We start from the raw sequence: 18,414 nt of genomic DNA on the forward strand, positions 1-18,414 counted from the left end.
GGCTTTGGGTTAAGAATCTGCGGCGCACACGCGCAACACCTCGCTGCCATAAGCTTCCAGCTTTTTGACACCGATGCCGCTGATGCCTTCCAGGTCGGCGATGTTTTGCGGCGCCCGTTCGGCAATCGCGCGCAGGGTGGCATCGTGAAAAATCACGAAGGCCGGCAGGTTGTGTTCGCGTGCCACCTCGGCACGCCAGGTTTTCAGGCGCGCCAGGCGCTCCAGCGCGCCGGCATTGAGCGAGGCTTCGGCCAGGCCTTTGGTGGATGTCTTGGTGCTTTTTTTGCGTCGGTCGGCTTTGTCGCTCGCGGCCTGTTCGCGCAGCATCACGCTGACCTCGCCCTTGAGCACCTGGCGCGCATCGGGCAGCAGTTGCAGGGTGTTGAAGGCGTCGGGGTCAACCCGCACCATGCTTTTGGCGATCAACTGGCGCAAGACGCCGCGCCACTGCAGCTCGGACAGGTCGGTGCCTATGCCAAAGGTGCTGAGTTTGTCGTGGTTGTACTGCAGCACTTTTTCAGTGGGTTTGCCGCGCAGGATGTCCATCAGGTGGCCGGCGCCGAAACTGATGCCGCTGGCCTGCTGCACGCGGTAAATACAGCTGAGCATCTTGCGCGCCGCTTCGGTCGCGTCCCAGACCGCTGGTGGATTCAAACAGTTGTCGCAGTTGCCGCAGGGCTGGCTGTCTTCGCCGAAGTAGTGCAGCAGGCTGACGCGCCGGCAACGTGTGTCTTCGGCCAGGCTCAGCAAGGCATCGAGCTTGCCGCGCATCACCTGCTTGAATTCTTCACTGGCCGCGTCGCTGGTGTCTATCATGCGGCGCTGGTTCACCACGTCCTGCAGGCCGTAAGCCATCCAGGCGTTGGCCGGCAAACCGTCGCGGCCGCCGCGCCCGGTTTCCTGGTAATAACCTTCGATGTTTTTCGGCATGTCCAGGTGCGCCACAAAACGCACATCGGGTTTATCTATGCCCATGCCGAAAGCAATCGTCGCCACCATGACCATGGCTTCTTCGCGCAGAAAACGGTCCTGCCGCTGCTGGCGCAACGCACTGTCCAGGCCGGCGTGGTAGGCCATGGCCTTGAGGCCGGCGCCTTGCAGTGTCTCGGCGATTTCCTCCACACGTTTGCGCGACTGGCAATAGACGATGCCGGCTTCGCCCGTGTGTTCGCTTTCGATGAATCGCAGCAACTGGCGTGTGGCGTCGGTTTTTTCGACGATGGTGTAACGGATGTTGGGCCGGTCAAAACTGCTGACAAATTCGCGCGCGTCTTCGAGTTTGAGGCGCTCAATCATGTCCTGCCGCGTCAGCGCATCGGCGGTGGCCGTCAGCGCAATGCGCGGCACATCGGGAAAGGTCTCGTGCAGCAGGCTTAAAGAGCGGTACTCGGGCCGGAAATCGTGGCCCCACTGGCTCACGCAATGCGCCTCGTCAATCGCAAACAGGCTGAGCAGGCCGCGTTCGTGCAGCGAGCCCAGCAGGCCTTTCATGCGCGGCGTGTTGATACGTTCGGGCGCGGCGTAAAGCAGGGTCAGCTCGTTGCGCAGCAGTTGCCGCTCAAGCTCGCTGCTTTCTTCATAAGTCTGGGTGGAGTTGAGAAAAGCCGCCGAGACGCCGGCCTCGTGCAAGGCCCCGACCTGGTCATGCATCAGCGCAATCAGCGGCGAGATCACGACGGTCACACCATGGCCGGCGTTTTGCCGCGCAATCGCCGGGATCTGGTAGCACAGCGACTTGCCGCCGCCGGTGGGCATCAGCACCAGCGCATCACCGCCGGCGACCACGTGGTCGACGATGGCTTGCTGCGACCCGCGGAAATCCGAATAGCCAAAAACCTGGCTAAGAATGTCCAGCGGGGAGGAGGGGTGCGTGGTGGGTGGCAAGGGCGAAAGAGGTAAGGGCAGGGCGCGATTCGCTATTAAAAGAGTAGCTTCTTGCGCCCGTGGGGTAAGGGCTGGAGCCTGATTTTCCTTAAGAAAGCCGGCTACATCTGCTCCCAGGGCAAACCGTCAAAACGCCAGCCGGTCAGGGTCGAGCGGCGAAACTGGTCGTCCAGCTCGCCCTCAAAGCCGTGCATGACGTTGATCACCTCGCTGAAACCCGCGGCTTCCAGCGCCTGCGCCGCCGCCAGCGTGCGTTGGCCCGAACGGCAGATCAGCAAGACCGGCTGCATTTTGCTGCTGGCTTCACGCGCGACGGTGTCGGCAAACTTGGCCGGATCGGGCACCAGGTCGGGGTACTCGTACCAGGGCACGTTGACCACGCCGGGCGGTCGGCCCACGTACAGCGACTCGATTTCCATACGCACGTCGACAAACAGGGCATCGGGATGCTGCTGCAGGTAGTTCCAGGCTTCTTTGGGAGGGAGGTGTTTCATGGGTCGGACTCAGACGGAAGCGCTATTGTCGCGGGAAAAGGGAGCCCCCACGCTTTTCACTGCGTGTAATGCGCTGCCCCCTCGAGGGGGCGCTGCGCCTGCGGACTGGCCAAGCCAGATCCGCGGCCCCTGCTGGCCCGGCCCAGGCAGACAAATGGCCGTGTGTTTGTCCGGCTATGGCCTGCGCCTTAAAATCGGGCCATGAAGCAAGCCATCTACACCCGCGGAGCCGCGCTCCCTGCCATTCTGGAAAAACGCATCGCCATTCTTGATGGCGCCATGGGCACCATGATCCAGCGCTTCAAGCTCAACGAAGCGCAATACCGCGGGGAACGTTTCAAGGACTTCCACAAAGATGTCAAGGGCAACAACGAGTTGCTGAGCCTGACCCGCCCCGACGTGATCCAGGACATCCATGAAGGCTACCTGGCGGCCGGCGCTGACATGATCGAAACCAACACCTTTGGCGCCACCACCGTGGCCCAGGCCGACTACGACATGGCCGAGCTGGCGGTCGAGATGAACGTCGAGTCGGCCCGCATCGCCCGCGCCGCCTGCGACAAATTCTCCACGCCTGACAAACCGCGTTTTGTGGTCGGCGCCCTGGGCCCGACACCCAAAACCGCCAGCATCAGCCCCGACGTCAACGACCCGGGCGCCCGCAACACCAGTTTTGAAGAGTTGCGCAAGGCTTATTACGAACAGACCGAAGCCCTGGTCAAGGGCGGCGCCGACGTCTTGCTGGTCGAAACGATTTTCGACACCCTCAATGCCAAGGCCGCGCTGTTTGCGATCGATGAATATTTCGACAACTCCGGCGAGCGCCTGCCGCTGATCATCAGCGGCACGGTGACCGACGCTTCCGGCCGCATCCTCAGCGGGCAGACCGTCACCGCCTTCTGGCACAGCATCCGCCACGCCCAGCCATTGGCCGTGGGCCTGAACTGCGCCCTCGGTGCGACGCTGATGCGTCCCTACATCCAGGAGCTGGCGCGTGTCGCCGGCGACACCTACATCAGCTGCTACCCCAACGCCGGCCTGCCCAACCCCATGAGCGACACCGGTTTCGACGAAACGCCGGACGTGACCTCACGCCTGCTGCGCGAGTTCGCCGATGAAGGCCTGGTCAACATCGTGGGCGGCTGCTGCGGCACCACGCCCGAACACATAGGTGCGATCCACCAGGCGGTCCAGCCGATGGCGCCGCGCAGCATCCAGCGCGGGTATTTCTACAAGGAAGCGGCGTAAGACGCTTGCGTCACAGAGCCTGTTTACGACCCCATCGAGATCGTAAACAGGCTCTCAAGCCAGCCGCAAGGCTGAGAAAACTCAGCGTTCCTGCACCGCCCACTGAATCAAGGCATCCAGCGCCCCGCGCCCGGCGCCAGCATTCGGGTGGTTGATGATGCCGACCACGATGTAACGTGCACCGCTGGCGCCGTTGGCATAACCGGCCACGGCCGCCACATCGCGCAGCGAGCCGGTTTTGATAAAAGCCTGGCCGGCCACGCCTTTGGCGCGTTCGCGCATGGTGGCGTCGGTGCCGGCGATGGGCAGGGAGTCGAGCAGGTCTTGCGCGACCCGGCTTTGTGCCGCGTGTTGCAACATGGCGGCCAGGCTGGCGGCGCTGATCCGTTCGCTGCGGCTCAGGCCCGAGCCGTTGTCCATCACTGGCGCGGCTTGCTGCGGCAGCGATTTTTTCCACCAGGCGGCCAGGGCGGCGCGGCCGGCTTCCGGCGTGGCCTGGGGATGTGGCCCGGGCTGGGCCTGGCGGCCCATCGTGAGGAACAGGTGTTGGGCCATCACGTTGTTGGAGAACTTGTTCACGTCGCGCACGATCTCGCGCAGCGGCAGCGACGGTGCGTCCAGTCGCAACGACGCTTTTTCGCCGGACAAGCTGCCGCGGGCGCGCAAGGTCGCCAGCTCGGCATCGCTGGCGTCACGCACGGTGCCGGTCAGCAAACCGCCTAAAGCGCGCCACGAACCTTCGATCGCACGTGCCGCAAAACTCTCGGGTTCTGGGTAAGCCGTGGGCCAGAGCCGCTCGCCGCAGGCCGATGAGTACGTGCCGGTAAACTGCAGGCGGTTCGGGTTGTCCACGCTGGCGCGTAATTCGCTGCGCCAGTCGCCGCAGCGGCCGACGCGCAACATCGGCACACTCTCGTCGATCACGATGCCGGCCAGGGGCGGCTCGACCTGCACCCGTGCGCGCTGGTTGAGCGGGTCGGGTGTGAATTTCAGGACCAGCGACTTGAAGTTGATCAGCAAGGCGTCGGGGCTGGCGTTGTAAGGCCGCAGCGGTTCGCCGTCGAAGTCCGCGGCGTCCCGCACCGGCATCCGGAAAGCGCTGCGGTCCAGCACGATGTCGCCGCGAATCACCTGGATACCGCTGCTTTGCACCTGCGTCAGCAAGGCCTGCAGGCGCTCCACCACCAGCTTGGGGTCGCCGCCGCCGCGCACCACCAGATTGCCGTTCAAGACACCGTCGGCGATCTGGCCGTCCATCAGCAGCTGGGTGGTCCAGAGGAAGTCGGGGCCCAGCACGTCCAGCGCCGCGTAAGTGGTCACCAGCTTCATGACCGAGGCCGGGTTCATGGGAACCAGACTGCGGTAATTCAGGCGCGCAGGCTGCTTGCCCGCGGCATCCACCACCAGCAGGGTCACGGCCTCACGCGGAATCTGCGCGCGCACCAGGGCTTTGTCGATGGCTGCGGGCAGCGCCAGTTTGGGAGAAGCAGGAGAGGGGGCGGCTTTCTGGGCCAGCACCCAGGCTGGGGCCAGGCCCAGCGCCACAACAGCAGCCATCCGGCCAAGAAGAGGAGTCAAGAACATGCGGCCGATTATCCGTGCAGCCCTTGGCAAAGCTTGGCGAACAGCTTGCCCGGATAATCGGGGCATGCGTTTTTCTCCCAAGACGGTTGGTGTGGCGGCTGCCATCGTGACCGTCGCCATCTGGACCTCCTTTATCGTGATTGCCCGCGCCACCGCGCATCGCAACCTCACGCCGCTGGATATCTGCCTGTTGCGTTTTGCCGGCGCGGCCCTGGTGCTGCTGCCCTGGGGTGGCTGGATGGTGTGGCGGCGTACGCGTGACAGCCGCGCCGCCGGCCTGGCCGTCCCGCCTAGCTGGCTGGCGCTGTCGCCGCTGGGCTTCAAACTCACCGCGTTGATCGGCAGCCTGGGTGGCCTGGGTTATGCCTGCCTGGCTTACAGCGGGTTTTATTTCGCGCCGGCCGCCCATGCCTCGGTCTTGCTGCCCGGCACCTTGCCGCTGACCACCACCTTGATGGCCGTGCTGATCCTCAAGGACCGCGTCACGCCGGTGCGCGCCATCGGCCTGAGCCTGATTTTCCTGGGCGACGTGCTGGTCGGCGGGGCCAGCTTGCTGCAGGCCTGGACCCAAAGCGGCAGCCAGGTCTGGAAGGGCGATGTGTTGTTCCTGGGCGCGTCGACCTGCTGGGCCGTGTATTCGGTGCTGGTGCGCAAACACGCGCTGCAGGCCGTGCAGGCGACGATTGCCATCAGTGTGTTTGCCTTTGTGGTCTATGTGCCGGTGTATGGCCTGCTGACCTTGTCGGGCGCGCTGGCCACACAACTGGCGAGCGCGCCCTGGGGTGAAATCCTGTTCCAGGTGGTGTTCCAGGGCATGGGCTCGGTGGTGATTTCCGGCATCAGTTTCACCAAGATGGTCCAGCATTTCGGCCCGGTGCGTTCGACCATGATCACGGCCGTGGTGCCTGGCTTGTCGGCGCTGGGCGCGGTGTTGTTCCTGGGCGAACCGCTGTATTGGCATTTGCTGGCCGGGCTGGCGCTGGTGACGGTGGGCATTCTGTTTGGCGTGCGGGTGCAGCCCAAACCGGGGCTTGTTGTTGCTCCTGATTTAATAGCTGGTCGCGTAGACCCTACAAGGGCCAAGGCCTGATTTGACTGTGAATTCCATGAAACTCCTGGCTTTTGACACCAGCACCGAAAACCTGTCCGTGGCCGTGACGGATGGCCAGCACACCTGGCAACACACCGGCCCAGGCGCGGCGCTCTCGTCGACCACCTTGATCCCGTCCATCCTGGACTTGCTGGCCCAGGCCGGGCTGAAGCTGGCCGAGCTGGATGCGCTGGTTTTTGGCCGCGGCCCCGGCTCCTTCACCGGTTTGCGCACCGCCTGTTCGGTGGCGCAGGGCCTGGCCCTGGGCGCCAGACTGCCGGTCTTGCCCCTGGACACCTTGCTGGCGGTGGCCGAAGAAGCGCGTTTCCAGCGTGCGGGCGATTTGGGCACCGGCCGCCTGCAACTCACGGCGTTGCTGGATGCGCGCATGGACGAGATGTATGTGCAGCGTTTTGTGCTGGAGAGCGGTTTGTGGACCGCGCAAGCCGCCTGCACCTTGATCCGCCCTGAAAAGCTGCAACTCACGCCGGCCGATACCTGGCTGGCCGGCAATGTGTTTGGGGTGTATGCGGATCGCCTGCCGGCCTGGCCGGCGTCTGCGCAGTGTGTGACGGCCTTGCCCACGGCCACGGCCATGTTGCGGCTGGCGCCGGCGCTACTGGCCGCCGGCCAGGGCGTGGACGCCGAGCAGGCCTTGCCGCTTTATATTCGCGATAAAGTAGCATTGACCACCGAAGAGCGCGCCAAGGTCAAAGCCGATGCGGCCCTGGCGGCCCAGGGATGACCTTTTTACTTTCACGCACCCATGAGCGCCCTCCTGCAACCTCGCGAAGCCCAGTTCGAGCCCATGACCCCGTCCTGGTTCGAGGCCGTGCTGCGCGTCGAGCAAAGTGCCTACGAACATCCGTGGACACAGGGCAACTTCAGCGATTCGCTCAAGGCCGGTTACCAGGCGCAGTTGTTGACAGCCGGCGAGCCGCCCCAGGCCGAGTTGCTCGGTTATTTTGTGGCCATGAAAGGTGTGGACGAGGTGCACCTGCTCAACATCACCGTGGCGCCGGCACATCAGCGCCAGGGCTGGGCCCGCGTGATGCTCGATGCACTGGTGATCTGGTCGCGCGGCCAGGGCGCGCAATGGTTGTGGCTGGAAGTGCGTCTGGGCAATGCCCGCGCCCGGGCCGTGTACGAGGCTTATGGTTTTCGCCATGTCGGCACCCGGCGCAACTACTACCCCGCAGCCAACAGCACGCGCGAAGATGCGGTGGTCATGAGTTTGGCTTTGTGAATATGAGGCCGATGTCATGAGCCTGGATCTGGACAAACGCCAGCGCGCCATGTTGCGCGAGATGGGTATACGGGTATGGCAGCCAATGGCGCCCGTCGTACCTGTTGAAGTCGCTATTGATTTGGTAGCTGCTCCCGTGAAATCCGCAAGGGCTGAGGCCGGATTTGATGCTGAAAAGCCAGCGGCACCCGCTGTGATGGCACCCGCGGCCGCGCGCCCCGTGGCCGCGCCGGTTGTCCTGCAGAAAACCCCTGCACCAGCCCCTGCGGCAGAGCCGGTCCCCGGCCTGCAGCCGCATCCGGATGGCATCGAGTTGATGGGCTGGTCCGCCTTGCAAAACGCGGTCGCCGAGTGCCGCGCCTGCGCCTTGGGCCAGAGCCGCAAAAACACGGTGTTTGGTGTCGGGCCAACGCTGGCCGGGCAGGCTGCGCCGCAAATCGACTGGTTGATCGTCGGCGAAGCACCGGGTGAAAACGAAGACATCGCCGGCGAGCCTTTTGTCGGCCAGGCCGGCCAGTTGCTGGACAACATGTTGCAGGCCATGCAGTTGCAGCGCGGCAGCGCGGACGCGCCGCCCAAAACCGGCCTGTCGCAACGGGTGTTCATCACCAATGTGCTGAAGTGCCGGCCACCGGCCAACCGCAACCCCGAGCCGGCCGAAGTGGCGCAATGTGCGCCTTATCTCAAGCGCCAGGTCGAGTTGTTGCAGCCGAAAATCATTCTGGCGCTGGGCAAGTTCGCCGCGCAGTCACTGCTGCAGGACAGCGTGCCGGATGTGCAAAAAATCCCGCTGGGCAAACTGCGTGGTCAGGTGTACCGCTACCTCGGCGTGCCGGTGGTGGTCAGCTACCACCCGGCGTATTTGCTGCGCAGCCTGGGCGACAAGGCCAAGGCCTGGGACGATTTGTGCCTGGCGATGGGGCAGATCTAGCCCCCACGGTCGTTCACTGCGTGTAACTCCCTGCCCCACTAGGGGGCGCTGCGCCTGCGGTCCGGCAAAGCCGGTCCCGCGGCCCTGGCTGGTGGGAAGGGGCGTCGCGCGTGCCGCTTGCTTACTTGGCTACCGCCCGCGTTGGCACCAGCACCGAGGCCATCGCCACCACCATCAGCCCAACCGCGGCCCAGTCCTGCCAGTGCAGCACTTCGCCCAGGGCGATCGCGCCCGAAAACACACCGAGGATGGGGATCATCATCACGCTCAGGGACGATGCCACCGGCGGCAGGCTGCGCGCCAGGACGTACCAGACGGCATGGGCAAAGCCAAAAATCAGCACCGCGTTGTAAAGAATCGAAAACCAGGTGGCGCTGCTGGGCGCTTTCCACTGCGGCATTTCGAACAGCAAGCTGAGCCCGCTCAGCACCACGGCGGTCATGACCGTCATCCAGAACGAGATCGTCAGGGTCGCCACCGGCATGGTGGTGCGGCTCAGCTTGCGGGTGCCCAGCGCCCAGGTGGCCGCACCTATCAGCGTGCCCACCACGGCCAACGGACTGCCCGTCATGTTGGTCAGCTCGTACCACAGCAGCAGGCCCACGCCCAGCGCCGCTGCGCCCACGCCGACCCAGCTGCGCGCCTTCAGGCGGTCACCGAAAAACCAGGCGCCTATCAGCGCTGAAAAAATAGGCATGGTGTAACCCAGGATGGCCGCGCGGCCGCTGCTCAGGTGTTTGATGGACACAATGATCAAGACGTGCCAGACAAACATATTGGTGAAGGCCAGCCAGAACAACTCGCGGTAACGCTCGCGCGGCACAAAAAACGGCACTTTCATGAGGACCAGCGCCAAGCCCAGCACCGGCACGCCCAGCCAGATCGACATCGCACGAAAAGTCAGCGGCGGAAAATCGGCCAGGCCGAACTTCATGACCGGCCAGTTCAGGCCCCAGACCAGCGTGAGCAGGACGAGGCGTATCAGTTGTTGACGGCTCAATTGCATGGTCTGTCGGTCTCCCTTATTGCTATGTATGCTTATTGTGCGGCTTTGAGTCCGCGGCCGTTTTTGCGGATTCCGGCGGGTTCTTACAATAGGGCATGACTTTTCTCGACATGCTGGGCGCCGCAGAACGCCAGAACAACTCCATGCTGTGTGTGGGCCTGGACCCGGAGCCCACCAAATTCCCCGGCCGCTTCAAGGGCGACGCCAACAAGATTTACGATTTTTGCGCCGCCATCGTCGATGCCACGGCCGATCTGGTGATTGCTTTCAAGCCGCAGATTGCCTACTTCGCCGCGCACCGTGCCGAAGGCCAGTTGGAGCGTTTGATGGAACACATGCGCCGCGTCGCGCCGCAAGTGCCCATCATCCTGGACGCCAAACGCGGCGACATCGGCAGCACGGCCGAACAATACGCCAAGGAAGCCTTTGAGCGTTACGGCGCCGACGCCGTGACCTTGTCGCCCTTCATGGGTTTTGACTCGGTTGCGCCTTATCTGAAACACGAAGGCAAGGGCGCTTTCCTGCTCTGCCGTACCTCCAACCCCGGCGGTGACGATTTGCAGAACCAGCGCCTGGCCTCCATCGACGGTCAACCGCTGCTCTACGAACATGTGGCGCGGCTGGCGCAAGGCCCGTGGAATCTCAATGGCCAGCTCGGCCTGGTGGTGGGCGCCACTTACCCGGCGGAAATCGAACGTGTGCGCGCCGTCGCGCCGACCTTGCCGCTCTTGATCCCCGGTGTCGGTGCCCAGGGCGGCGATGCGGTGGCCACGGTCCGGGCCGGCTGGAAGCCGGGCGCACCCATCATCGTGAATTCCTCGCGCGCCATTTTGTACGCCTCCTCGGGCGACGATTTCAGCGAGGCCGCGCGCCGCGAAGCCCTGAAAACCCGCGACGTGTTGCAGGCCGCCCGGGCCTGAGCCCCGGTTTGCTGTTCTGGCCAGCATGCAAATCAAGTGGCTGGAGGACTTTGCCGCGCTGGCGCAGACGCGTAACTTCAGCCGCGCGGCCGAATTGCGCCATGTCACGCACCCGGCTTTTGGCCGGCGTATCAAGGCGCTGGAAGCCTGGGCCGGCACGCCGCTGATCGAACGCGGCAGCAGCCCGGTCACCCTCACGGCGGCCGGCACCAGCCTGCTGGACAACGCCCAGCAGATGATGCGCAGCCTGGGCCATGCCCACGAAGAGTTGCTGGGCGCGGCCGGCCGGCAGCAAAACACCGTGACCCTGGCCACCGGTCGCACCCTGGCGCGCACCCTGGTGGCCGACTGGCTGAGCGGCGTGCAGCCCCTCCTGGTCGAGACCGGCGGCGAGTTGCGCATCCTGACGCGGGCGCTGGCCGACACGGTGCAACTGCTGGAGCGCGGCGATGCCGACTTCATGCTGACCTACCACCACCCGCTGCTGGCCTTGCCCATCAATGCCCGGCAATACAGCCATTTGTCACTGAGCCAGGACAGCCTGGTGCCGGTGACCCGTGCCAACGCGCTGGGCCAGGGACAACACCACTTCCAGCCCGGCCGCGCCGCGCCTTACCTGGCCTACGCCAGCACCTTGGCGCTGGGCCGGCTGGTGGAAGACCACCTGGCCAACAACCCGCATGCGCCGGCCTTGCGCCGCATCGTCGAGTGCGACTCGGCCGACGCGCTGATTGAATACGCGCTCAAAGGCCTGGGTGTGGCCTGGTTGCCGCGTTCCATGGTGGTGGGTGCGCTGCAGGCCGGGCAACTGGTGGTGGCGGGCGACAAGCGGCTGGAGATTCGTTTTGAAGTACGTATCTACCGCGCCAAACGCCGGCTCAGCCCGCTGGCCGAGACACTCTGGCGCAGTTTTGAGAGCAGCTAGCTAGGCATGAAGCTTGCTCATAAAGCATAAGCCTGTGCTTTATTGGCACCAAATCGTAACCCAGCCATCCGCACAATGGGCCGACTCATTTCATCCAGGATTTGCCCCATGACCTCCTTCACTTTTTCGCGTCGCCTTGCCGTTTTGGGCGGTCTGGCCTTGCTGGCCTCCGTGCCCGTCGCGGCCCAGTCCGACAGCTACCCGAACAAACCCATCACCATGGTGATCGGTTACCCGCCCGGCGGCAGCACCGACCTGACCGGCCGCATCATGGCCCATGAGTTGTCGAAAAAGCTGGGTGTGCCGGTGGTGATCGAAAACCTGGGCGGCGCCGGCGGCGCCATCGGTGCGCAAAAAGTGGCCAATGCCGCGCCCGACGGTTACACCCTGCTGGTGGGCGCCAACAACGAAATCGCCATCAGCCGCCTGGTGTCCAAGTCGGTCAAGTACCAGATCAAGGACTTCACGCCGATTGGCCTGATTGCCTCCCAGCCCCTGGTGCTGGTGGCGTCGCAGAAGTCCGGTGTCAAAAACCTGGGCCAGTTCCTCACCCTGGTCAAACAAAACCCGGGCAAATACAGCTACGGCAGCTCGGGCGTGGGCACCTCCCTGCACCTGGCGGGCGAGATGGTCAAGCAACAAGGCGGCCTGTTCATGACCCACATTCCTTACCGCGGCGTTGCGCCGCTGGCCAATGACTTGCTGGGCAACAACATCGACTTCGGCGTGTTTGTCTTGTCCAGCGGTATGCCGCACATCCGCAGCGGCAAGGTGGTGGCGCTGGGCACGACGGAAGCCAAGGCCTCGGCCCAGATGCCCGAAGTCGCGCCCATGGCGACCAACCCGCAACTCAAGGGCATAGACATCAGTGTCTGGTTTGCGCTGATGGGCCCGGCCAAGCTGCCCGAGCCGGTGCTGGCCAAGTTGAAGAAGGCCTATGTCGAAGCCATGCAGTCGCCCGAGCTGCGCAAAAAGCTGGAAGACAGCGGCTCCACACTGGCCTCGCCGAATGTGGACCTGGCGAAGTTTCTGGAGACGGAAACCGTCAAGTACAAGAAAATTGTTGACTACGCCAACATCACAGAATGAGTACCACGCTGAGCTTTGATCTGGCGCAGCCAGATATTTCGGCCTGGCGCGCCGGCAACACCGGGGTCGAAGGTATCTGGCATTTTGACTCCGGGATCAGCGGCCCGACGGTGATGATCAGCGCACTGGTGCACGGCAACGAGTTGTGCGGCGCCTGGGCGCTGAAAGGCTTGCTCGAAGCCGGCCTCAAGCCGCAACGCGGCCAACTCACGCTGGCCTTTTGCAACCTGGCCGCGTTTGACCGTTTTGATGCGACCAGCCACGACGCCTCGCGTTTTGTCGATGAAGACCTGAACCGGCAATGGCTGGTCGAACGTATTGATAGCGGCAACACGCGGGAGCGCCGCCGCGCCGCCGAGCTGCGGCCGTTTATCGAGCGTGCCGACTGGCTGCTCGATCTGCATTCCATGCACGAACGCGCCGCGCCGCTGCTGCTGGCCGGCATGCAGGCGCGCAACCTGGAGCTGGCCAAAGCCCTGCGTGCGCCCGAATACATCGTGGTCGATGCCGGCCACAAGGACGGCGTGCGCATGCGCGACTTCGGCCGTTTCGGCGAACTGGCGCCTGAGGGCGCGGCTGCGGACACGAGATCACTGCTGCTGGAATGCGGTTTTCATGGCGACGTCATCAGCCGCACCGTGGCTTACGACATGTGTGCACGTTTCCTACGCGCCGCCGGCACGCTGGATGCCGAGGCTTTGCAACAAGCTCTGCCGGGCTGGCTGCAAGCCGATGCGCCGTGCCAGTGGGTGCTGGATGTCACCGGCCCGGTGGTGGCCAGCAGTGAACACTTCCGCTTCACCGAACCTTTCCAGGGCCTGGAGCTGATCGCCAAGGCCGGCACCGTGATCGGCTGGAATGACGCAGAACCCGTGACCACGCCTTATGACGACTGTGTGTTGGTGATGCCTTCGGTGCGCCAGGCGCGCGCCGGTGTCACCGTTGTGCGTTTCGCCTGCCGCCGCCCCTTGCGAACGTAAAAAAGCCCCGCACTGCGGGGCTTTTTTTGGTCTGTAGTCGCTACTTTGTTGATAGCTGATTGCGCCCGTGTTGATTGGGCTAGAGGCCGATTTGGCGCCTAATTGACGACGGTGAAGCGGCGCTGCAGATGGCGCGGCTGCTTCCCGGCGTCGGCTCGCAGGGCGGCGATGTGGTGGCGACGGATGTGGTGGCGACGGATGTGACACTTTTCGCGTGGGCGGGGCCACTTTTCGGAGACCCGGTTCGCTGCGAGGATGCGCAAAGGGCGAGGTGAACTTCGCTGTCCCGGCCGCCCACCCGGATGAAGAGACCCGCGACTGCTTTCAGGTCGCGGCGCATACATCGGGGAACGCATTGGAAATTTTTCCGGTGAACCCCACAGGGCGAATTCGGCATCATTCATTGGCGCCATGCCACAGGTTCAGCGAGCGGCAGTTTCGGTGCTCCAATCCAGGCTTGGAAATTTCCCCAGGGCGCCTAATCTTGACAAGCCACTTGAGCGCAACCAATCCTGAAGCTTCCCGGTAAGTTTCGGATCACCCATCACTTTGACATCACCGTGCCGCACCGAATCACGAAACCCTTGCTGGCAAGTCCAAATGCCGGTCATCGTCTTCAGTGAGCACCTGATAACAATATCGACACTGTGGCCCGTGTCAGTCAGGCATAAATCAATCTCACCATTTTCCGAAATCAGCCACCAGTCTTGAGCCCCGACGGGTGCATCGGGATACTCAAACTGGACGACGATACGATTCTGTGGAAAAACTGTCGGATCTATGCTTCGACGCATGTCCCACATCAACAAGCCGGGATCCAGATCTGCATCGTTCAAATTGGAACGAACCCAACGATGGCCCCATACACCTAGCAACTCGACGATCGGGCGCAGCTCCAGTCCGGCAGGCGTCAGCATGTAAGCGTGTTTGTCGCTGTTCCCGTCATGTGCTATCAGCCCGGCCTTTGTCAACTGCCTGAGCCGCGTGGAAAGCAGTGTCGGCGACATCAAGGGGGCGCCCCTTTGCAACTCATTGAAACGCGTACTGCCAGCGAGCAGTTCGCGCACGATGATCAGGGTCCAACGTTCGCACAGCAGTTGGGTTGCCTGCGCCAAGGGACAGAACTGCCCGTAGGGCTTCATCACATCTCCTCCAGGTCGGAACACCAGATCAATGGAACGCCGTTGGCGCTACAGATTTTGTACTGGTGGGGTCCGGAAATCGATCGTACGCTAACCCGGCTCCCATTGTCTACAAGACGATCGGAGCATTGATCCTCAACTAAATTGGAGATGAATATGACGACCACCCTTTTTGACAGGCTTGGCGGAACGCATGGCATTACTAAACTAGCGCACGATTTAGTGGATCTTCATTTGGAAAACAAGGCCATTTCCACCCGATTCGCCGAATCCGATGTACCTGCATTGAAGCATGCGGCTGCGACGTTCTTTATTTCCGGAACAGGGGGACCCAACGTCTACAAGGGCAAGGACATATTGGCGGCGCACAAAGGCATGAATATCTCGGCTACCGAATTCATGGCGGTGCTGGACGATGCTTTGTCTGCCATGGGGAAAAATGACGTCGGTCAACGCGAACAAGAGGAGGTGCTGTTTATTTTTTACAGCATGCGGCCGCAAGTCGTTCTTGTTTGATCAAGATAGCAAATTTTCATCTGATTTGTCATCCGGAATCACGGGCGTATCACACAGCGTTTGTTGCGCTCCATGATGACACCTCCGACGCGGCGTGCGATTGCGACCAAACGCCATCTTTTAGACCTTTTTAGGAAGCGCGCTTTCAGCCTGAAGCTGCCGGCCTCCTGGCGCTTGGGCGCGGCCCAAGCGCTGTGCGCGCAAACCGTCCAGGCCGGCGGCACGCCGTTCGGGCTGAGCTTGGCCTGTCCTGAACTTGTCAAAGGGTCGAAGCCAGTACAAGCTTGCAGGCCCGTGGTTCTTCCCACAAGCCGGGACTCGCCCCGGCGGGCGACTCACTTTGCTTTTGCTTCGCCAAAAGAAAGTAAGCAAAGAAAAGGCGACCCGCAGTCAGGGCCGCTGCGCGGTGCCTTGCGCTGCTCGGAGGAGACGGAAATTTCAGAAACTAGTCTGCTGCGCAGCCGTCGGACATCTGAAATTTTGATCCGTCCCCTCCTGCGCTGCTCAGCCCTGCCAGGACGGGCTTTGGGGACGAATACAAATGCGGGAAACAAATACGGAGAGAAGAGACTGTCATTCATCTACCCCAGCGCAGCACACACGGCCAAATGAAGTACCCCTCCATCGCCCAGCGGGGCGAGGGCAGGGGTTAGAGGTGGGAGTGGGGAGTCAGACCTACTGCCAAACGCAGACCACGGACGCAGCGTGACGCCTGCAATCACTTGTCTTTTAATGGGCGACGGTGAAGCGCTTTTGCACATGCCGCGGCTGTTCGATCTCATCAACAATGGCCACCGCCAGGTCGGCCACTGAAATACCGGCGGGCTGCTCACCCAGGCCGGGCAGCAGGTTGTCCGCTCCCAGACGGTACTGGCCAGTGCGCACGCCCGGTGCCAGGCCAATCGGTGGCGAGACAAAACTCCAGTCCAGCGTGGTCTCCAACTTGATCAGGTTCAGCGCTTCGCGTGCCGCCAGCGCGGCCTGTTTGTAGGCGGCCGGAAACTCCGGCGTGTCCACCAGTTGCAGGCCGGGCGCCACCAACAGGCTGCCCGCGCCGCCGACCACCAGCAGGCGTTTCACCCCTGCAGCTTTGGTGCCGGCGGTGATCGCCTGGCTGCCTTGCAAAAACAAGTCGTGAATTTTCGGCTCGCTCCAGCCCGGGTTGTAGGCGCTAATCACCGCGTCGTGGCCGGCCACGGCTTGCGCGACCTGGGCTGCGTCCAGCACGTCGGCCTTCACCACCGTCAGGCCGGCTTGCGGCGCCAGTTTGGCGGGGCTACGGGCCAGCACGGTGACCTGGTGGCCGCGGCCGAGTAATTCGGGAAGGATGGCCGAGCCGACAAAACCGGTGGCGCCTATCAGTGCGATGTTCATGGCAATCTCCTGCAAATGAAAGAAGCCTCTAGTTTGAGGACTTCACAAGCGCTTGAATAGACGGTTTATTTCGCTAATACTATGAAGTAGAGCTAACTAATCACCCTTGTATCCATGGACCAACTCAGACGTATGGCGATTTTTGCCGAAGTCGTGGCCGCCGGCTCCCTGAGCGCGGCGGCGCGCCAGCTGGGCATGACGCCTTCGGCCGTCAGCCAGCATTTGCGCCAGCTGGAGCAGGCCCTGGGGCTGGCCTTGTTACACCGCTCGACGCGGCGGCTCAGCCTGACCGAGGCCGGCGAGCGTTACCACGCCGGTTGCGCCGCCATGGTGGCGGCGGCACGTTCGGCCGAGCAGGCACTGGCCCGCCTGCGGGACGAACCCGAGGGCGAGTTGCGCCTGGCTGCGCCCATGGGTTTTGGCGGCCTGCTGGCCCAGGCGCTGGCGCCGCTGCGCCGTTATCCCAAACTCCGGCTGCAACTCTTGCTGGATGACGTGGTGATTGATTTGATAGAGGTCCGGGTGGATATCGCCTTACGCGTCGGGGCGCTGGCTGATTCCACCCTGGTGGCACGCAAGCTGGGCAGCATGGCGCGGCAGTTGTGCGCCTCACCGGCCTACCTGGCCGAGCGTGGTTGGCCGGCGCATCCGCAAGAGCTCTTGCAACATGACTGGCTGGGTGGCAAACCCGGCAGCACCGGGGCGGAAATCCTGGAGTTGCAAAACCCCGGTGGTGAACGCGAAATCTTGCGCCTGGAGGCCAGGGTGCAGGCCTCGCAGGTGACAGCCTTGCATGCGCTGTGTGTGGCGGGCTGGGGTCTCAGCGTGGTGGTGAGCGAGGACGATCGCCGGGCGCTGGCCGACGGGCGTTTGTTGCCGGTGCTGCCGGGCTGGCGGCTGGACGATTTGCCGGTGTATGCGGTGACCCCCAGGCGCGGCGAACAGCCGGCCAAGGTGCGCCACACGCTGGACCTGCTGGCGCATTATTTCGGCCAGGCGAACGGTCAGCCGGCGGCGTCCTGAGGAAGCCCCTGGCGGCAGGAGGCCGCGCCCGCCGCAGTAAGATGAATTTTCTGCCGCACGCAGGCGCGGCAGCACGGAGACGCAGATGGACCCCAGGGCCAGCAGTGGCAAGACCGCTTTTGTGTTTGCCGGCGGCGGCAGTTTCGGCGCGATTCAGGTCGGGATGTTGCATGCGCTGGTGGCCCACGGCGTCGTGCCCGATCTGGTGGTGGGCGCCTCGGTCGGCGCCATCAACTGTGCGTATTTCGCCGGCCATCCGACCTTGGCCGGGGTCACGCAGCTGGAGCAGCTCTGGTGCCAGCTCAAACGCCGCACGATTTTCCCCATGACCTTCAGCCGCATCGCCGGCCTGTTTTCACGCTCGCCTTCGCTGGTCGATGCCAGTGGCTTGCGTGACTTGATCGCCCAGCATTTGCCTTTCAATCTGCTGGAGCAGGCGGCGCTGCCTGTGCATGTGGTCGCCACCGGGCAGTTGCATGGCAACCCGGTCTGCCTGTCGTCCGGTCCGGCGGTGGAGGCCATCCTGGCCAGTTGTGCGATCCCGGCGATTTTTCCGCCGGTGCTGATCGGCGCTGACTACCTGATCGACGGCGCGATTGCCAGCAACACGCCGGTCACCACGGCGGTGACGCTGGGCGCGACCCGGCTGATCGTGTTGCCCACCGGTTATGCCTGTGCCTTGAGCGCGCCGCCAGCCAGCGCCATCGCCAGCGCCTTGCATGCGCTGAACATGTTGATTGCGCACCAGCTGGTGCAAGACCTGGAGTTGCTGGCCGATCGCTACGAGGTCTTGACGGTGCCGCCGCTGTGCCCGTTGTCGGCCTCGGCCTACGATTTTTCGCGTGCCCACGAACTGATAGACCGGGCCAAACACAGCACCCGGCATTGGCTGGAAAAGGGGGGCTTGTTGCAGCCACGTATCCCCGGCGCGCTGCGCCCGCACGTGGACTGAGCCCGCCCTT

18 protein-coding genes are annotated in these 18,414 nt (G+C 63.4%); 12 read left to right on the plus strand and 6 right to left on the minus strand.

What is annotated here, in order from left to right; all coding sequences use genetic code 11:
* Nucleotides 1-9: 9 nt before the first annotated feature.
* Both recQ and R6254_RS02350 read right to left on the minus strand, forming a co-directional pair.
* Nucleotides 10-1,884, minus strand: a complete 1,875-nt coding sequence (gene recQ, locus R6254_RS02345; protein WP_318404095.1) for a DNA helicase RecQ — start codon at nt 1,882-1,884, stop codon at nt 10-12.
* 101 nt (nt 1,885-1,985) lie between these two features.
* Complete coding sequence (locus R6254_RS02350; protein WP_318404097.1) at nt 1,986-2,378, minus strand: rhodanese-like domain-containing protein; 393 nt, start codon at nt 2,376-2,378, stop codon at nt 1,986-1,988.
* 201 nt (nt 2,379-2,579) lie between these two features.
* Here R6254_RS02350 and R6254_RS02355 point away from each other — a divergent pair, with 201 nt between their 5' ends.
* Complete coding sequence (locus R6254_RS02355; RefSeq protein WP_318404098.1) at nt 2,580-3,626, plus strand: homocysteine S-methyltransferase family protein; 1,047 nt, start codon at nt 2,580-2,582, stop codon at nt 3,624-3,626.
* An 81-nt stretch (nt 3,627-3,707) separates the two neighbouring features.
* On the opposite strand, the gene dacB is transcribed toward R6254_RS02355, so the two are convergent.
* The gene (gene dacB / locus R6254_RS02360; RefSeq protein ID WP_318404099.1) at nt 3,708-5,210 is read right to left on the minus strand and encodes a D-alanyl-D-alanine carboxypeptidase/D-alanyl-D-alanine endopeptidase; all 1,503 of its coding nucleotides are present in this window, start codon (nt 5,208-5,210) and stop codon (nt 3,708-3,710) included.
* 64 nt (nt 5,211-5,274) lie between these two features.
* Here dacB and R6254_RS02365 point away from each other — a divergent pair, with 64 nt between their 5' ends.
* The 4 genes from R6254_RS02365 to R6254_RS02380 are packed head-to-tail and all read left to right on the plus strand — an operon-like array spanning nt 5,275 to nt 8,477.
* Nucleotides 5,275-6,300: a DMT family transporter gene (locus tag R6254_RS02365; RefSeq protein ID WP_318404101.1), complete on the plus strand. Its 1,026-nt coding sequence runs from the start codon at nt 5,275-5,277 to the stop codon at nt 6,298-6,300.
* A gap of 16 nt (nt 6,301-6,316) precedes the next feature.
* Nucleotides 6,317-7,045 carry a tRNA (adenosine(37)-N6)-threonylcarbamoyltransferase complex dimerization subunit type 1 TsaB gene (tsaB, locus tag R6254_RS02370; protein WP_318404102.1) on the plus strand — a complete coding sequence of 243 codons (729 nt, stop codon included), beginning with the start codon at nt 6,317-6,319 and terminating at the stop codon, nt 7,043-7,045.
* 21 nt (nt 7,046-7,066) lie between these two features.
* A complete protein-coding gene (gene rimI, locus R6254_RS02375; protein ID WP_318404104.1) occupies nt 7,067-7,546 on the plus strand; it encodes a ribosomal protein S18-alanine N-acetyltransferase in 480 nt (159 codons plus the stop codon).
* Nucleotides 7,547-7,562: 16 nt separating this feature from the next.
* Nucleotides 7,563-8,477: a uracil-DNA glycosylase gene (locus R6254_RS02380; RefSeq protein ID WP_318404106.1), complete on the plus strand. Its 915-nt coding sequence runs from the start codon at nt 7,563-7,565 to the stop codon at nt 8,475-8,477.
* Nucleotides 8,478-8,598: 121 nt separating this feature from the next.
* Here the strand turns inward: R6254_RS02380 and R6254_RS02385 are convergent, their stop codons facing one another.
* Complete coding sequence (locus R6254_RS02385) at nt 8,599-9,483, minus strand: DMT family transporter (protein WP_318404108.1); 885 nt, start codon at nt 9,481-9,483, stop codon at nt 8,599-8,601.
* A gap of 95 nt (nt 9,484-9,578) precedes the next feature.
* On the opposite strand from R6254_RS02385, the gene pyrF reads away from it, so the two are divergent.
* The 4 genes from pyrF to R6254_RS02405 all read left to right on the plus strand — a co-directional run bounded on the left by pyrF (nt 9,579) and on the right by R6254_RS02405 (nt 13,397).
* Entirely contained in the window at nt 9,579-10,403 is an 825-nt protein-coding gene (pyrF, locus tag R6254_RS02390; RefSeq protein ID WP_318404110.1) for an orotidine-5'-phosphate decarboxylase, read from the plus strand.
* A 25-nt stretch (nt 10,404-10,428) separates the two neighbouring features.
* Nucleotides 10,429-11,328: a LysR substrate-binding domain-containing protein gene (locus tag R6254_RS02395; RefSeq protein WP_318404112.1), complete on the plus strand. Its 900-nt coding sequence runs from the start codon at nt 10,429-10,431 to the stop codon at nt 11,326-11,328.
* Between the two features lie 108 nt (nt 11,329-11,436).
* Nucleotides 11,437-12,417, plus strand: coding sequence for a Bug family tripartite tricarboxylate transporter substrate binding protein (locus tag R6254_RS02400; RefSeq protein WP_318404113.1), 981 nt, complete (start codon nt 11,437-11,439; stop codon nt 12,415-12,417).
* A complete protein-coding gene (locus R6254_RS02405; protein ID WP_318404114.1) occupies nt 12,414-13,397 on the plus strand; it encodes a M14 family metallopeptidase in 984 nt (327 codons plus the stop codon). The genes R6254_RS02400 and R6254_RS02405 overlap by 4 nt, the downstream gene beginning before the upstream one ends.
* 422 nt (nt 13,398-13,819) lie before the next feature.
* On the opposite strand, the gene R6254_RS02410 is transcribed toward R6254_RS02405, so the two are convergent.
* Nucleotides 13,820-14,539: a winged helix-turn-helix transcriptional regulator gene (locus tag R6254_RS02410; RefSeq protein WP_318404115.1), complete on the minus strand. Its 720-nt coding sequence runs from the start codon at nt 14,537-14,539 to the stop codon at nt 13,820-13,822.
* A 156-nt stretch (nt 14,540-14,695) separates the two neighbouring features.
* On the opposite strand from R6254_RS02410, the gene R6254_RS02415 reads away from it, so the two are divergent.
* Nucleotides 14,696-15,055 carry a group I truncated hemoglobin gene (locus tag R6254_RS02415; protein ID WP_318404117.1) on the plus strand — a complete coding sequence of 120 codons (360 nt, stop codon included), beginning with the start codon at nt 14,696-14,698 and terminating at the stop codon, nt 15,053-15,055.
* A gap of 729 nt (nt 15,056-15,784) precedes the next feature.
* Here R6254_RS02415 and R6254_RS02420 read toward each other — a convergent pair.
* Entirely contained in the window at nt 15,785-16,429 is a 645-nt protein-coding gene (locus R6254_RS02420) for an NAD(P)-dependent oxidoreductase (RefSeq protein ID WP_318404118.1), read from the minus strand.
* Nucleotides 16,430-16,543: 114 nt separating this feature from the next.
* Between R6254_RS02420 and R6254_RS02425 the strand changes: the two genes are divergently transcribed.
* Both R6254_RS02425 and R6254_RS02430 read left to right on the plus strand, forming a co-directional pair.
* Nucleotides 16,544-17,452 (plus strand): LysR family transcriptional regulator, encoded by a 909-nt coding sequence (locus tag R6254_RS02425; RefSeq protein WP_318404119.1) that lies wholly within the window; start codon nt 16,544-16,546, stop codon nt 17,450-17,452.
* A gap of 85 nt (nt 17,453-17,537) precedes the next feature.
* Nucleotides 17,538-18,404 (plus strand): patatin-like phospholipase family protein, encoded by an 867-nt coding sequence (locus tag R6254_RS02430; RefSeq protein ID WP_318404120.1) that lies wholly within the window; start codon nt 17,538-17,540, stop codon nt 18,402-18,404.
* The last annotated feature ends 10 nt before the right edge of the window (nt 18,405-18,414 follow it).

It is taken from the genome of Polaromonas potterensis (assembly GCF_033446725.1).
In the GTDB taxonomy this organism is placed as follows: domain Bacteria; phylum Pseudomonadota; class Gammaproteobacteria; order Burkholderiales; family Burkholderiaceae_C; genus Polaromonas.

Coding starts and splice junctions, on each gene's coding strand:
- dacB (WP_318404099.1), bottom strand. CDS start 5,210: ATGTTCTTGACTCCTCTTCTTGGCCGGATGGCTGCTGTTGTGGCGCTG.
- R6254_RS02425 (WP_318404119.1), top strand. CDS start 16,544: ATGGACCAACTCAGACGTATGGCGATTTTTGCCGAAGTCGTGGCCGCC.
- R6254_RS02385 (WP_318404108.1), bottom strand. CDS start 9,483: ATGCAATTGAGCCGTCAACAACTGATACGCCTCGTCCTGCTCACGCTG.
- R6254_RS02350 (WP_318404097.1), bottom strand. CDS start 2,378: ATGAAACACCTCCCTCCCAAAGAAGCCTGGAACTACCTGCAGCAGCAT.
- R6254_RS02410 (WP_318404115.1), bottom strand. CDS start 14,539: ATGAAGCCCTACGGGCAGTTCTGTCCCTTGGCGCAGGCAACCCAACTG.
- R6254_RS02405 (WP_318404114.1), top strand. CDS start 12,414: ATGAGTACCACGCTGAGCTTTGATCTGGCGCAGCCAGATATTTCGGCC.
- R6254_RS02365 (WP_318404101.1), top strand. CDS start 5,275: ATGCGTTTTTCTCCCAAGACGGTTGGTGTGGCGGCTGCCATCGTGACC.
- rimI (WP_318404104.1), top strand. CDS start 7,067: ATGAGCGCCCTCCTGCAACCTCGCGAAGCCCAGTTCGAGCCCATGACC.
- R6254_RS02415 (WP_318404117.1), top strand. CDS start 14,696: ATGACGACCACCCTTTTTGACAGGCTTGGCGGAACGCATGGCATTACT.
- R6254_RS02420 (WP_318404118.1), bottom strand. CDS start 16,429: ATGAACATCGCACTGATAGGCGCCACCGGTTTTGTCGGCTCGGCCATC.
- R6254_RS02395 (WP_318404112.1), top strand. CDS start 10,429: ATGCAAATCAAGTGGCTGGAGGACTTTGCCGCGCTGGCGCAGACGCGT.
- R6254_RS02380 (WP_318404106.1), top strand. CDS start 7,563: ATGAGCCTGGATCTGGACAAACGCCAGCGCGCCATGTTGCGCGAGATG.
- R6254_RS02355 (WP_318404098.1), top strand. CDS start 2,580: ATGAAGCAAGCCATCTACACCCGCGGAGCCGCGCTCCCTGCCATTCTG.
- tsaB (WP_318404102.1), top strand. CDS start 6,317: ATGAAACTCCTGGCTTTTGACACCAGCACCGAAAACCTGTCCGTGGCC.
- pyrF (WP_318404110.1), top strand. CDS start 9,579: ATGACTTTTCTCGACATGCTGGGCGCCGCAGAACGCCAGAACAACTCC.
- R6254_RS02400 (WP_318404113.1), top strand. CDS start 11,437: ATGACCTCCTTCACTTTTTCGCGTCGCCTTGCCGTTTTGGGCGGTCTG.
- R6254_RS02430 (WP_318404120.1), top strand. CDS start 17,538: ATGGACCCCAGGGCCAGCAGTGGCAAGACCGCTTTTGTGTTTGCCGGC.